The 12,614-nt window shown below is 59.2% G+C and carries 12 protein-coding genes and 1 tRNA gene; all 13 read left to right on the top strand.

The window, feature by feature from the left end; translation table 11 throughout:
* The first annotated feature begins 92 nt into the window (after positions 1-92).
* On the top strand, positions 93-1,280 hold the full coding sequence (locus GT495_RS03765) for a glycosyltransferase (protein WP_161161544.1): 1,188 nt from the start codon (positions 93-95) through the stop codon (positions 1,278-1,280).
* Positions 1,277-2,620, top strand: a complete 1,344-nt coding sequence (locus GT495_RS03760) for a histidine kinase (protein ID WP_161161543.1) — start codon at positions 1,277-1,279, stop codon at positions 2,618-2,620. The genes GT495_RS03765 and GT495_RS03760 overlap by 4 nt, the downstream gene beginning before the upstream one ends.
* 72 nt (positions 2,621-2,692) lie before the next feature.
* A complete protein-coding gene (locus GT495_RS03755; protein ID WP_161161542.1) occupies positions 2,693-3,409 on the top strand; it encodes a LytTR family DNA-binding domain-containing protein in 717 nt (238 codons plus the stop codon).
* 87 nt (positions 3,410-3,496) lie between these two features.
* A complete protein-coding gene (locus tag GT495_RS03750; RefSeq protein ID WP_161161541.1) occupies positions 3,497-3,964 on the top strand; it encodes a YfcE family phosphodiesterase in 468 nt (155 codons plus the stop codon).
* A gap of 409 nt (positions 3,965-4,373) precedes the next feature.
* Positions 4,374-4,451: transfer RNA gene (locus GT495_RS03745), tRNA-Asp, on the top strand.
* A 346-nt stretch (positions 4,452-4,797) separates the two neighbouring features.
* The gene (locus tag GT495_RS03740) at positions 4,798-5,292 is read left to right on the top strand and encodes an Rrf2 family transcriptional regulator (RefSeq protein ID WP_161161540.1); all 495 of its coding nucleotides are present in this window, start codon (positions 4,798-4,800) and stop codon (positions 5,290-5,292) included.
* A gap of 11 nt (positions 5,293-5,303) precedes the next feature.
* Positions 5,304-6,209, top strand: coding sequence for an adenine glycosylase (locus GT495_RS03735; protein WP_161161539.1), 906 nt, complete (start codon positions 5,304-5,306; stop codon positions 6,207-6,209).
* A 114-nt stretch (positions 6,210-6,323) separates the two neighbouring features.
* On the top strand, positions 6,324-6,863 hold the full coding sequence (rbr, locus tag GT495_RS03730) for a rubrerythrin (RefSeq protein WP_089573238.1): 540 nt from the start codon (positions 6,324-6,326) through the stop codon (positions 6,861-6,863).
* 463 nt (positions 6,864-7,326) lie between these two features.
* On the top strand, positions 7,327-8,004 hold the full coding sequence (locus GT495_RS10630) for a hypothetical protein (protein WP_192924127.1): 678 nt from the start codon (positions 7,327-7,329) through the stop codon (positions 8,002-8,004).
* Positions 8,005-8,127: 123 nt separating this feature from the next.
* A complete protein-coding gene (locus tag GT495_RS03720; protein ID WP_161161538.1) occupies positions 8,128-8,658 on the top strand; it encodes a DUF6036 family nucleotidyltransferase in 531 nt (176 codons plus the stop codon).
* Positions 8,655-9,218, top strand: a complete 564-nt coding sequence (locus tag GT495_RS03715) for a transcriptional regulator (RefSeq protein ID WP_161161537.1) — start codon at positions 8,655-8,657, stop codon at positions 9,216-9,218. Before GT495_RS03720 ends, GT495_RS03715 begins: the two co-directional genes overlap by 4 nt.
* 51 nt (positions 9,219-9,269) lie before the next feature.
* A complete protein-coding gene (locus GT495_RS03710; RefSeq protein WP_161161536.1) occupies positions 9,270-10,625 on the top strand; it encodes a DNA recombination protein RmuC in 1,356 nt (451 codons plus the stop codon).
* 125 nt (positions 10,626-10,750) lie between these two features.
* A complete protein-coding gene (locus tag GT495_RS03705; protein WP_161161535.1) occupies positions 10,751-12,553 on the top strand; it encodes an ABC transporter ATP-binding protein in 1,803 nt (600 codons plus the stop codon).
* The last annotated feature ends 61 nt before the right edge of the window (positions 12,554-12,614 follow it).

Below are 12,614 nucleotides of genomic sequence, written 5' to 3'. Positions count from 1 at the left end.
AGCCCAAGTGGGTATGATGGAACCAGCTAGGTCGCGGGGCGTCGCCTGTGTTTGGCGGCGCCCCGTTTTTGTGTTGCAAGGAGGGTAAAGGTTTGAACGCCACGGTTGTGATCCCAACATATTGGGCGGGCGATGATATCCAAGCAAACGCTCCCGGCACCTACGATCACTCGACGTCGCTCAATGCCGCCAACCCGGAACTCGATCGCTGCCTGACTTCGCTCGAGCAGGTGCGCGACATTCCGCGTATCATTCTCTTGGTGGTCTGTCCGGTTTCCGCCACGGCCGACGTATCCCATCGCGTGCACGAAATCGTTCATGCGCATCCCACACTTAAGGTCACCATCGTTACCAATACTCAGGCTTCGCGTGTTGCCGACCGCGTGGCACAGATTGCGCCCAAGGGCTCGGGCGAGTGCGTGAGCCTGCGCGGCTACGGCGCCATCCGCAACATGGGTCTTGCCTGCGCGGCGGTGCTGGGGCACGACGCGGTTGTGTTTTTGGATGACGACGAGACCGTCATCGATGCCGACTTCATGAAACGTGCGACCTATGCGCTGGGCCAGCAGACGCGTCAGGGCCTGCCGATTTTAGTCAAGAGCGGATACTTTTACGATCGCGACGGGTCGCCGCTGGCTCCCACGGACAAAGCAGGCATTTGCCATCGTTGGTGGACCAAGCGCATCGAGTTTAATCGTTGGATGAAAAAGGCACTCTCGGGCACCCGCATCTCGCGCTCCAATTACGTGTGCGGCGGCCTGATGGCCCTGCACGCCCGCGCCTTTACCCGTGTGGCGTTTGACCCGTTTATCACCCGCGGCGAGGACCTGGACTACCTCTTTAACATGCGCATGTTTGGCTACGACGTATGGTTTGACAACGAGTGGACCGTTCGTCACCTGCCGCCCGAGTCCGAGAAGCGCTCGCCGCGCTTTATGCAGGACGTGTACCGTTGGTACTACGAGCGGGCCAAGCTGACGTTCGCTGCGCACCAAAAGGAGCTCATTCCGGTTACGGCCGCATCACTCATGCCCTATCCGGGTCCGTGGATCTCGCGCGAGCTCGACGACCGAGTGCGCAAGACCGCCATGGTCCGCAGCCTGTTTACCCGCGAGCACGAGGGGTATCTACGCATTTGGCGCCACGGTATTGACGAGGCCAAGACCTACGCGCGCCAAAACGCCGCAAGCTATCTGCGTTTCCAGAGCTTCTGGCCCAAGATCATGGACGAACTTTGGCGCGACGCACAACTGATTAGCATCCTGGAGGGGGCTGAATGATTGACCGCCGCGCCCAGCGCGATAATTCAATATCAATCTTTCGCGTGATCGCTGTTGTCTGCGCCATTTTTGTGCTGATGTACTTTGTTTTTGCCCTGGCGACTGGAATCGAGCCAATCGCGACCGTGGTCGCCTGCGCACCGCTGTGCATCTTACTGTGCATTTTTATCTTTTTGACGCTCAATCCCGATTCGGTGCGTTCGCAGTACACCGAAGAGACGCTTTCGGTGGCCTCTGCCATGCTCGAGGACATCAAAGGCGGCCTGACGCAGGAGTCGGCGCGTCTGGTGTGCCAGCGCATTTTGCCCGAGACACGTGCCATGACCGTTGTCATCACCGATGAGAGCAACGTACTGGCCTGCGCGGGCGAGTTTGAGGAAAAGCTGCTGCCCGATTCACCCATCCACACACTTGCCACGCGCTACGTTATCGAGCACGGCATCGTTCAGTCATTCAACCGCGAGGTGGACGTGGTGGGTTCGGATGGATCACACAACCATGTCCCCGCCGGTATCATCGCGCCCATCAAGGTGGGCGACCGCACCGTCGGCACGCTCAAGTTCTACTACAAGACCCCGCGTGCCGTCGACCGCACCCAGTATGCGCTCGCCTCGGGCTTTGCCGAGATCCTGTCCACGCAGCTCGCCATCCACGAGCTCGAGGTGCAAAAGGAGCTCACGGCCCGTGCCGAGGTGCGCGCCCTGCAGGCGCAGATCAACCCGCACTTCCTGTTCAACACGCTCAACACCATCGCGTCGTTTACGCGTACTGACCCGCTACGCGCCCGCGAGCTGCTGCGCGAGTTCTCCTCGTTCTACCGCGCCACGCTCGACAACTCGGGGTCGCTTATCCAGGTCTCGCGTGAGGTTGCCCAGACCAAGCGCTACCTGACGTTTGAGAAGGCGCGCTTTGGCGAGGACCGCGTGCTGGCGACCTTCGATGTCTCCGAGGATGTCGAGGACACGTTGGTCCCGGCCTTTGTAATCCAGCCCATCGTCGAGAACGCCGTGCGGCATGGCATGGGCGATGACGGTGCCCTGCGGATCGACGTGACCGTCCATCAAGACGGCGACGACGCAATCCTGATTGCCGTGGCCGACAACGGTGTGGGCATGGACGAGGGCACCGCCGCCAGGCTGTTTGATGATCGCTCCGCCCGTCCCGATGCCAGTTCCCCGCAAGGCGGCGGCGCCGGCGTGGCTATGCACAATATTTCTGAGCGTATCCATCGCTTTTATGGACCGCACTCTTATACGCGCGTCGAATCGGCGCCGGGCAAGGGCACCAAAGTGCTCCTGCATCTTGATTTGTCAGAGAGCATCTTTGACATTCAAGAGTAAAATGAAAGGCTATGGGCTCAACGCCAAGCGGCAGATGCCCAGCGTAGTTTGTTGACGAAAGGTTTAATCCCTATGCTGCGTGCGATGATTGTGGATGATGAGGCCCCGGCCCGTTCGGAACTTCGCTTCTTGCTCGAGCAGACGGGCAAGATCGGCACGATCACTGAGGCGTCGAGCGTCCGCTCCGCCATTGAGATGTTGATGGAAAGCCGCGTCGATGTCGTATTTCTCGATATCTCGATGCCCGGCGCTTCTGGTTTGCAGCTTGCCGAGGCACTGCATAAGCTTAAGAATCCGCCGGCGATTGTGTTTGTGACCGCGTATAGCGATCATGCCGTCGAGGCGTTCGACGTAGATGCCGTCGATTACCTCATGAAGCCGGTTGAGGAGGCGCGCCTGGATCGCGCGATCGAGAAGGTCATGCAGCACGCCAAGCCCGTCACGGACAGCAAAGCCACCATCGAGCGCATTCCGGTGGAAAAGGGCGGCCGTAAGGTCCTCATTCCCGTGGATGACATTCGCTTCATCATGGCCAAGGACGATTACTCCTGTATCTATACCATCGATGATTATTTTCTATCGACGACTTCCCTGGCGCAGTTCGAGGCCAAGCTTTGCGACTTTGGCTTCTTTCGCGTTCATCGCCGCTATATCGTCAACTTGGCGTGCGTCACGGATGTCGAGACGGTGCCCTCGGGCGCTATCCAGCTGGGCATTACGGGCGTCGACGAACGCGTGCCGGTCTCGCGCCGCCGCGTTGTGCCGCTCAAGAAGGCCCTGAGCCTCTAGCGCACTGGCCCCGCAGCCCTGTAGACCAATTGTCTGCGGAGCCGTGGGGTTTTATATACGCCGAATCGGTTTTGCAGAAGGAATCCCATGAACAGTGCACGCGCCAAGCGCATCGACATCATCTCGGACACCCACGGCTATCTTTCGCCCGCGCTTCTGGACGAGCTCAAGGGCGCAGATCTGATTATCCACGCCGGAGACCTCACCTCAGAGATGGATTACGAGCATCTATGCACCATCGCCCCCGTGCGAGCGGTCCTAGGAAACAACGACTACTGCCGCGACTACGGCCCGGATGTAGACCGTCTTGCGCTCTTTACCTACGAAGGCCTCAAATTCGCCGTAGCCCACTACCGCGAAGACCTGCCCGTGGGATCCGTAGACGTAGCCATCAACGGTCACACCCACGTAACCAAAGAAGCCCAAGTAGGCCGCTGCCTGGTCCTCAATCCCGGCAGCGCCAGCTACCCCAGAGGCACCAGAGGCCCCACCATGGCCAGAATGCTCGTAAAAGATGGCAAGATCCTGAGCACCAAATTTATTGACTTGGAGTAACCGCAACAAAAACGGGGGATGCAGATCGCATCCCCCGTTTTTCTTTCAGCAAAAGGCAGAGCTTCAGCGACAACCTTAGACAACCCCGCCGAGGAGCACGCGGACTAGCCGCGCAGCGGCGCACGCCCGCAAAACTGGTTGAACATAGTGACGGTAGGGAGGGTCTCCGGGGCCGGCTGGCGCGGGTTAAGTTTGTCGCGAGTTCCGCACGCAAAGGAAAGCACTTAATGTGCTTTCCGTCTTGCGCAGGACTGTAGAGCAGCAAACTTAACCCGCGCCAGCCGGCCCCGGAGACCCTCCCGGAGGGCCCAAAAAATATTTTCAAAAAAGTTGTTGCGCACCGGACAGGCTTCTGTGTATACTAATCCCCGCAGCGCACGCGAGCGGAAACAAACGCGAACGACTGCCTGGGGAGTTAGCTCAGTTTGGTTAGAGCGCCGGCCTGTCACGTCGGAGGTCGCGGGTTCGAGCCCCGTACTTCCCGCCAACGCAATTAAAACCACGTCTTCGGACGTGGTTTTTTGCGTTTGATAGGACCTCGATCCCATCGGCTCCTTTCGCCCAAAACCAAAGCCTTCCAATTCCCGGACAAGCTCCGCTTGAGACATGGTTCAAACAAGGAATTTGTTGCGCAACGCCTGCTCAATGAAGTAGGGGCAGGTTATACTGAATTGCACTGTGGGCCGTTTTTGATGCAAGAGGCTTCAAACACGGCATTCAGTGGGCACCCATTTTGCAATTTGGGCGTCCATACGGTCATTGGTGTCTCGACGTAAGCTCGACCCCGGAGCTCGTTCGAGCTGTTCCTATTCCTATTCTTTGAAAGGGGAAAAATGGACATATCGAGGAAGACTGATTACGCCCTTCGCATGCTCGCGATGCTTGCCGAGGATCCGGAGCGCCTGCTTTCTGTTCGCACCGCCGCCGAAGAGGTCAATGTCCCGTATTCGTTTGCCCGTTCGATCCAGCATGGTTTGGTTCAGGCCGGTATTGTGGAGAGCCTGCGTGGCGTCCATGGCGGCATGCGTCTTAAGGTCAGCCCCGACGATGTCACCATCCGCCAGGTCGTTGAGGCCGTTCAGGGTCCCATCGTCATGAACGATTGCACCGCGCCCGATGGCGACTGTGCGCGCATGGGTACGTGCTGCTATCATTCCCTGTGGGCCGGAGCTCAAGCGCTGATGCGCGACTACCTCGATTCCGTTTCGCTGGGCGATATCGTCGCTCACCGCCAGTTCCCGGCCGTCGATTCCAAGTTCGCCGACCGCGATGCGTTTCCCGAGTACGCCACCTGTGCGTGCGCTTGCCGGGGGAATAGCGCCGCATAAGGAGCATAGCCATGATTCAGGACCCCTTTCGTTCGATGATTCGTTCGGAAGGGGTCCTGCGTTATCGCGACCTTCCGTGGCGCCGCACGCGCGACCCGTACATTATTTGGCTTTCCGAGGTTATGCTGCAGCAAACGCAGGTGCCGCGTGTGGAGACGCGTATGCCCGCGTGGCTCGACCGCTTTCCGACCGTACAGGCGCTCGCTCAGGCCGCTCCTTCCGACGTTTTGGATGCCTGGCAGGGGATGGGCTACAACCGGCGTGCTCTGGCGCTTCACAGAGCCGCTCAGTGCATTATGGAAGATTGGGATGGGGAGTTTCCACGTGAGACGCGCGACCTGGTCGCCCTGCCCGGTATTGGCCCAGCGACAGCGCAGGGCATCCGGTCGTTTGCGTTCGATCTTCCGGGCGTGTATCTGGAGACCAACGTGCGCACGGTCTTTTTGCATCATTTCTTTCCCGATGTGCCGGCCGTTCCCGATCGCGAGCTGGTGCCGCTGATCCAAGCCGCCTGTCCGGCGGCCCCCGGTGCGACGGCGGACGAGATTGCACCCTTTGCCGCGCCTCAAGACGATGCCGACACGCCGCGCGCGTGGTATTACGCGCTGCTGGATTATGGCGCGTATCTTAAAAAGACGCTGCCAAATCCTTCCAGGCGGTCGGCGGGCTATAGTCGTCAGTCCAAGTTTGAGGGTTCGCGCCGCCAAAAGCGCGCCCACATTGTGCGCATGCTGCTGGCGGCGCGCGATGGGCGGCCGGCGGGCATTACGGTTGATGAAGCTGTTGCAGGCGTTAACGAGATGGAGACGGCAGCCGGCAGAGAGTCGGTCGAGCGCGAGCTGGTCGCAAGTATTCTTGCCGATCTGGAGCGCGAGGGCTTTTGCCGCTCCGAGGGCGATCGTTGGCTGAGCGTGTAGCCCGCTCAAATCTGAAGAACAGGATTGTAAGGTTTAGATTTTCGACATGAGGGCATCCTAAAGACAAGGCCGCCCGAAGCCTACGGGCGGCATGTGTTGAAGGGAAGTACACCTATGGATTTTGAGAACTCCCAAACCAAGAAGAACCTCGAGACCGCTTTTGCCGGTGAGTCTCAGGCGCACACCAAGTATCGCTACTACGCATCTAAGGCCAAAAAGGACGGCTACGTTCAGATCTCGAATATCTTTGCCGAGACCGCAGGTAACGAGTCCGAGCACGCCAAGCTGTGGTTTAAGTATCTGCACGACGGCGCCGTTCCCGACACCCTGGACAACTTGCGTGATGCCGCTGCGGGCGAGAACTACGAGTGGACCACGATGTACGACGAGTTTGCCAAGACCGCCGAGGAGGAGGGCTTTGCCGAGATTGCCGCAAAGTTCCGCGGCGTCGGTGCTGTCGAGAAGGCTCACGAGGAGCGCTACAACAAGCTTGTCGAGCGCATTGAGTCGGGCGAGGTGTTTGAGCGCGAGGGCGTGAAGGTATGGAAGTGCCTGAACTGCGGGCACCTGCATGTGGGTGCCGAAGCGCCCGAGGTGTGCCCGGTGTGCAACCACCCGAAGGCGTACTTTGAGGAGCAGGTGGTGAACTACTAGCGCCGATACGAACGTGGACTGCGGAGCGCAGGGTGGGGAAATACCTTCCCCTCTCGCTCACGGCTCCGCAGGGTCGCGCGAGGCAAAGGTATTTCCCCGCCCTGCGCTCCGGCGTTGGGTCGTCGCGTGCTCGCGACAGAAAAGCTGATGATTAAGTTTGCGTGCCGTCCCTTTTGGGGCGGCACGTTTTGTATGAGGTGGACAGTTGGTTCAGATACGTATTTTTCGATCGCTCCGCGGTCGGCTTTTTGGCAGTTAGGGGCCTGTCGAGCCCCCTTGGGCTGCCTGAAGGACCTGGTTTTAGGTCTTACTTGCCCGTTGTGTGGACTCAATCGCACCAAACGTAGCATCTTAGAGCATATGGAGGGGGTCTGAATTATACGTATTTGAACTAACTGTCCAGGGTGCTTCGCCCAAGGCCGTGCCGCCTTGTTTTTTCGCACCTCATTCGGGGCGCCGCGCCTTGTTTGAGGTTCCGGTCTCCACATTTTTCGTCAAGCTTTTGGTTAGATTTTGGTCGGTTGGCGTAAGGGCGGAAGGCCAAAAGATTGCTGGCGAAAAAAGCTCAGAGAAAGTGCTGGTAGAAGAGTTGTTGAGGTTTTCGACAGCTTTTGCCAACAAGAAACTTTGCGGCTATTGCTACGGATTGCGTTGCCGTGGCCTTGGCGGTGCGGGATGCTGGGTGCAAGCGTCGTATGCTCCGATTGAGGAGGCCAGCATGGATCTGTTTCTTGAGACTCCGCAGCAACAAGCCGAGCGCATGTTGCGCCAGCAGCAACGGCTCATGGAGATGCAAATGCAAAGGGCAGCCGCCCAGCCCCCTGCGCAAAATGCCACGCCTGCGGTTTCGCCTGCGGGCGGATCGGCGCCAGAGAACTATTCCGTACAACAAGATTTATATGCGCAGGAGCTTGCGTTCGACAAGCGCCGCACGCGTCACCGTCGCGTGGGCCAGCGCCTGCGCACATTAGCGATGATCGTGCTCATTCCGTTAGGACTTGCGGTGATTTTCCTGGTCTCGTATGCGTTCACCTGCATCCTCAACGGCGCCTCGCCCAATGAAGTGCTCCAACATCTGTCAGCCCTCGGCCAGCGCCTAGGCGATGTCATAACAACCATCCGCGCCGGCTGGGAGAGTTAGCGTTTGCCACATTAGGACTTCTAGGATGTAGGAATTATCGCCACGAGTAGAATTCTTGCATCCTGTAGGTCCTGTCGTGCGACTGAATAGTATTATTGAAGATAAATAATAATAGGATTTGCTATGTATAAGCAGGATTTAGAGCAGACTCTTTTGGGCATTGACGAAGAGGCGGAGCTGGAAATAGGTCCAAGAGACGATAGACCGAGCGTTGTATTGGTGGGAGGATGCGCCTTCATGCTAAACGATGTGACGAATCGGTCGGTTACACATGACATTGATGTGTTTGAGGCAGACAGGTGTCTCCGCGAGATCATAGCTCGATACCCCGAGGTGAATGGTATGGCAGTGGCATATTGCAACCAGATGCCATTCAATTACGAAGATCGCCTGATTCCATTGGAGATTGGGGCGCATTTTATCAGGTACTTTACGCCATCTTTGGAGGATCTGGCGGTGATGAAGCTATATGCCTATCGTCCGAACGACATCGTTGACCTCCATAGTCGAACATTTATCGATCGACTTGATTGGGATCTGCTCGAGCGGCTTATATTCGATGAAGGAGAGGCGTTGGCCTCGTCGCCTTCGGAGCGGAGTTATCAAGAGATGGTCTGCGCATACAGACAATACAAAAAGGAGGTGTTCGGTTGAATTTGACCTTTGAGGGATTCTTAAAAGGCTATTGCCGAGAGCTGTCCGGACAGCAGTCACTAAGTTATAGAAAACTGGTTGAGCGGGCGACGACGGTTGCGCCGCGCGTGGCGGAGCCTCTGTTTTTGCTCGCTTTGGCGCAAGGAAAAGCCGAATACGTTCTGGGTTTATCCGAGGGCTCGTGGATGGAAGAGGGGTATCGAGGTGTTTTGTCTCTGTATGACCAAGCGGGTAGCCTGGCATTTCTATGCTCCGAGGATAAGCTTCCCAATCGTTACGCCAACGTTTGGCGTGCGTATAGAGCGGTGAAGGAAAAGCCAGCGGCCGACAGAAGGGTGAACGCCCTGATGAGAAAGAGAACACTGAAAGCATTGGAGGAATCGGGTGTAACGCGCTATGGCCTCTGCCGTGCTCTGCACTTGAATAAAGGAAACGTATACGCATACTTGGCCGGCGATGACTCAAAAGTGAGCAGGGAAACGGCGCGTCGCATTATGGAATATGCGGAAGAGAGAAGCACTCAAGAAGGGGCCGGGCGCCCGGTGCGTGTGACGGGGTAAGATTGATCGCGGTTTTGATTGATACTCGATTGGGTTTGTTGGGCGGAGTCTATGTCTGCTATTGATATTGCGCTTGTTGTGATTGCCCTGGTGGCGGTGGGAGTTGCTGTGGTTTGCGCCCTGCAGCTTAAAGGCCTTCGTGCCGAGTTGCGAGAGCGTGGCGGCAACGACGCGGAGACGCTCGCGGCACTCGAGCAGGCCAACAGCACGCTCGATGCCCTCAACGTCGCGTTGGCAGAAACCCGCCGCACGGCAAACGCCATCGCGCAGCAGCAGACGACCGACGCCGCCGTGGAGCAGCAGCGCTACCTGACCATTGCACGCGAGTTCTCACAGGCCGGCGACCGTATGGATGACCTGCGTCGCGAGACGGCCCAGCAGCTCGGCGCCAACCGCGAGGGCATCGAGCACCGCCTGGACAAGGTGCGCGAGACGGTCGATGCCCAGCTGGGCGCCATCCGCAAGGATAACAACGTGCAGCTCGACCAGATGCGCGCGACGGTGGACGAGAAGCTCTCCCGTACGCTCAACGATCGTCTGTCTGCATCGTTTAAGCAGGTGAGCGACCAGCTCGAGGCCGTGTACAAGGGGCTGGGCGACATGCAATCTATCGCCACCGGCGTGGGCGACCTTAAGCGCGTGCTGGGCAATGTGAAGGCGCGCGGCATTTTGGGCGAGGTGCAGCTGGGCGCGATCCTGGCGGACATCCTTACGCCCGACCAGTATCTGGAAAACGTTGCCACCAAGCCTGGCGCCTCGGAGCGTGTTGAGTTTGCCGTCAAGCTGCCGGTAGACGAGGGCGATCCCGTGCTGCTGCCGATTGACTCCAAATTCCCGGGCGACGCGTACGAGCATCTGCTCGACGCCCAGGAGTCGGGCGACGCGGAGGCCGTCGCCGCTGCGCGCAAGACGCTCGATATGATGGTCAAACGCGAGGCAAAGGACATCTGCGAGAAGTACCTGAGCGTGCCCGCGACGACTAACTTTGGCATTCTGTTCGTACCGTTTGAGGGCCTGTACGCCGAGGTCGTCAGCCGCCCCGGGCTTATCGAGGCCCTGGGCCGCGACTATCACGTCAACGTTGCCGGCCCCAGCACCATGGCGGCCATCCTCAACAGCCTGCAGATGAGCTACCAGACGTTTAGGCTGCAAAAGCGCACCGATGACGTGCTGCGCGTGCTTTCCGCCGTCAAGGCCGAGCTGCCGCGCTATCAGGCGGCGCTGCGTCGCGCCCAACAGCAGATCGAGACCGCGGGAAAGACGGTCGAGGGCATCATCACCACGCGCACCAACGTTATGGAGCGCAAGCTCAAGGACATCGACGCCCTGGAGGATGCCGACGAGGCCGACGCGATCTTGGGGCTCACATCCGCGGGCCTGCCCGCAGATCAAGAAGACAAGGACTAGCCGTGCCTGACGGCGGGGCGTCTGCGCAAGCGCGGAGCGCGGGCGCTTTTCGTGTCGTACGTGCCTGAAGCGCGCTTTAGTGTGCAACAATGGCGTTTCGCCCTATCAGACGCGAAAGGAAGCCTATGTCTCAGAAAAGCACCAGTCCGCTCAAGCGCTCCACCGTGCGCCGCACGTTGCAGCGTTTTTGGGATGTCACGCGCACGCAGCCGCTGATCGTCTTTCTCTCGGTATTCTCGTCGGCGGGCTATATCTTTTTGCTTACGTTTGCCAACACCTACGTGATGGCGCTTATCGTCGACCGCGTCCAGGCCGGCCCCGTGGCAGGCGACCAGGTGTTTAAGGTCTTTAGCCCCTATATTCTGGCGCTCGTGCTCGTTAACCTGGTAGGCCAGATCCTCTCCAAGCTGCAGGACTATACCGTCTACAAGCTCGAGATTGCGGGCAACTATCACCTGGCGCGCTTGTGCTTCGACACGCTCTCCAATCAATCCATGACATTCCACACCAGTCGATTTGGCGGATCGCTTGTGAGCCAGACGAGCCGTTTTATGAGCGGCTACACGGGCCTGGTGGATGTGACGGTGTATTCGCTCATCCCCACTATCACCTCGGTTGTCTGCACGGTGGCGGCGCTCGCCCCGGTGGTGCCCGCATTTACCGTGATCCTGGTGGGCATCATGGTCGTCTACATCGCGTTTGTCTGGCTTATGTACAAACGCATCATGCCGCTTTCGGCCGCGACGTCCGCCGCGCAGAACAAGCTGTCGGGCGTGCTGTCCGACGCGGTCACGAACATCCTGGCCGTCAAGACCTGCGGGCGCGAGGACTTTGAGCGCGACCTATTCGATACCGCCGACCGTGCCGCGCGCGATGCCGAAACGGTATCGATGCACGCCATGATGCAACGCAACTTTACGACCTCGGGCCTTATCGTCATTACCATGGCCGTGGTGAGTGTGTTCGCCGCGGGTGGCAACGCGTGGTTTGGCATTTCGGCCGGCGCGCTCGTCATGATCTTTACCTACACGTACAACCTCACTATGCGTCTGAACTACGTGAGCTCCATGATGCAACGCATCAACCGCGCGCTGGGCGACGCCGCCGAGATGACGCGCGTGCTGGACGAGCCGCGTCTGGTGGCAGACGACGCGAATGCCCCCGAGCTCAAGGTGCGCGAGGGCGCAATTGATTTTGAGCACTTGAGCTTTGCATACCGTGACGCCGCGGCGGGCGAGAGCGTGTTTGACGACCTGACGCTCCATGTGGCGGCGGGCCAGCGCGTGGGCCTGGTGGGCAAATCAGGCTCGGGCAAGACGACGCTCACCAAGTTGCTGCTTCGCCTGGACGACGTGCAGGGCGGCCGCGTGCTCGTGGACGGCCAGGATGTCTCGCGCTGCACGCAGCAGAGCCTGCGCCGCCAGGTTGCCTACGTGCCGCAGGAGGCGCTGCTGTTCCACCGCTCCATTCGCGAGAATATCGCCTACGGACGCCCCGACGCCACCGACGAGCAGATTCGCGAGGCGGCTCGCTTGGCTAATGCGACTGAGTTTATCGACCGCCTGCCCCGCGGCTTTGACACCATGGTGGGCGAGCGCGGCGTTAAGCTTTCGGGCGGCCAACGCCAGCGCGTGGCCATCGCCCGCGCCATCCTCACCGATGCGCCGATTCTGGTGCTCGACGAGGCGACGTCTGCCTTGGACAGTGAGTCCGAGGCGCTGGTGCAGGAAGCGCTCGAGAACCTGATGCGCGGCCGCACCTCCATTGTGGTGGCGCATCGCCTGTCCACCGTGGCGGCGCTCGATCGCATCGTGGTGCTGGCGGACGGCGAGATTGTCGAGGACGGCACGCATGCGCAGCTCGTCGAGGCGGGCGGTGAGTACTCAAGCCTGTGGAGCCGCCAGACCGGCGCATTTTTGGAGGCTTAAGGTCCCCGTACGTGGGACAATCGTTTTTGTGAAGTTATGTTTCTGCCGATCCGAGGAGTCG

The sequence above is a fragment of the Collinsella sp. BIOML-A6 genome, assembly GCF_009875845.1.
GTDB lineage: Bacteria > Actinomycetota > Coriobacteriia > Coriobacteriales > Coriobacteriaceae > Collinsella > Collinsella aerofaciens_H.
Note: the sequence above shows the minus strand (reverse complement) of the source record. Positions and strands in the feature narration are given on the sequence as shown.

Excerpts from the sequence above, each read along its gene's own strand:
- GT495_RS03760 (WP_161161543.1), top strand. The coding sequence starts at position 1,277 with ATGATTGACCGCCGCGCCCAGCGCGATAATTCAATATCAATCTTTCGC.
- GT495_RS03755 (WP_161161542.1), top strand. The coding sequence starts at position 2,693 with ATGCTGCGTGCGATGATTGTGGATGATGAGGCCCCGGCCCGTTCGGAA.
- GT495_RS03750 (WP_161161541.1), top strand. The coding sequence starts at position 3,497 with ATGAACAGTGCACGCGCCAAGCGCATCGACATCATCTCGGACACCCAC.
- GT495_RS03740 (WP_161161540.1), top strand. The coding sequence starts at position 4,798 with ATGGACATATCGAGGAAGACTGATTACGCCCTTCGCATGCTCGCGATG.
- GT495_RS03735 (WP_161161539.1), top strand. The coding sequence starts at position 5,304 with ATGATTCAGGACCCCTTTCGTTCGATGATTCGTTCGGAAGGGGTCCTG.
- rbr (WP_089573238.1), top strand. The coding sequence starts at position 6,324 with ATGGATTTTGAGAACTCCCAAACCAAGAAGAACCTCGAGACCGCTTTT.
- GT495_RS03720 (WP_161161538.1), top strand. The coding sequence starts at position 8,128 with ATGTATAAGCAGGATTTAGAGCAGACTCTTTTGGGCATTGACGAAGAG.
- GT495_RS03710 (WP_161161536.1), top strand. The coding sequence starts at position 9,270 with ATGTCTGCTATTGATATTGCGCTTGTTGTGATTGCCCTGGTGGCGGTG.
- GT495_RS03705 (WP_161161535.1), top strand. The coding sequence starts at position 10,751 with ATGTCTCAGAAAAGCACCAGTCCGCTCAAGCGCTCCACCGTGCGCCGC.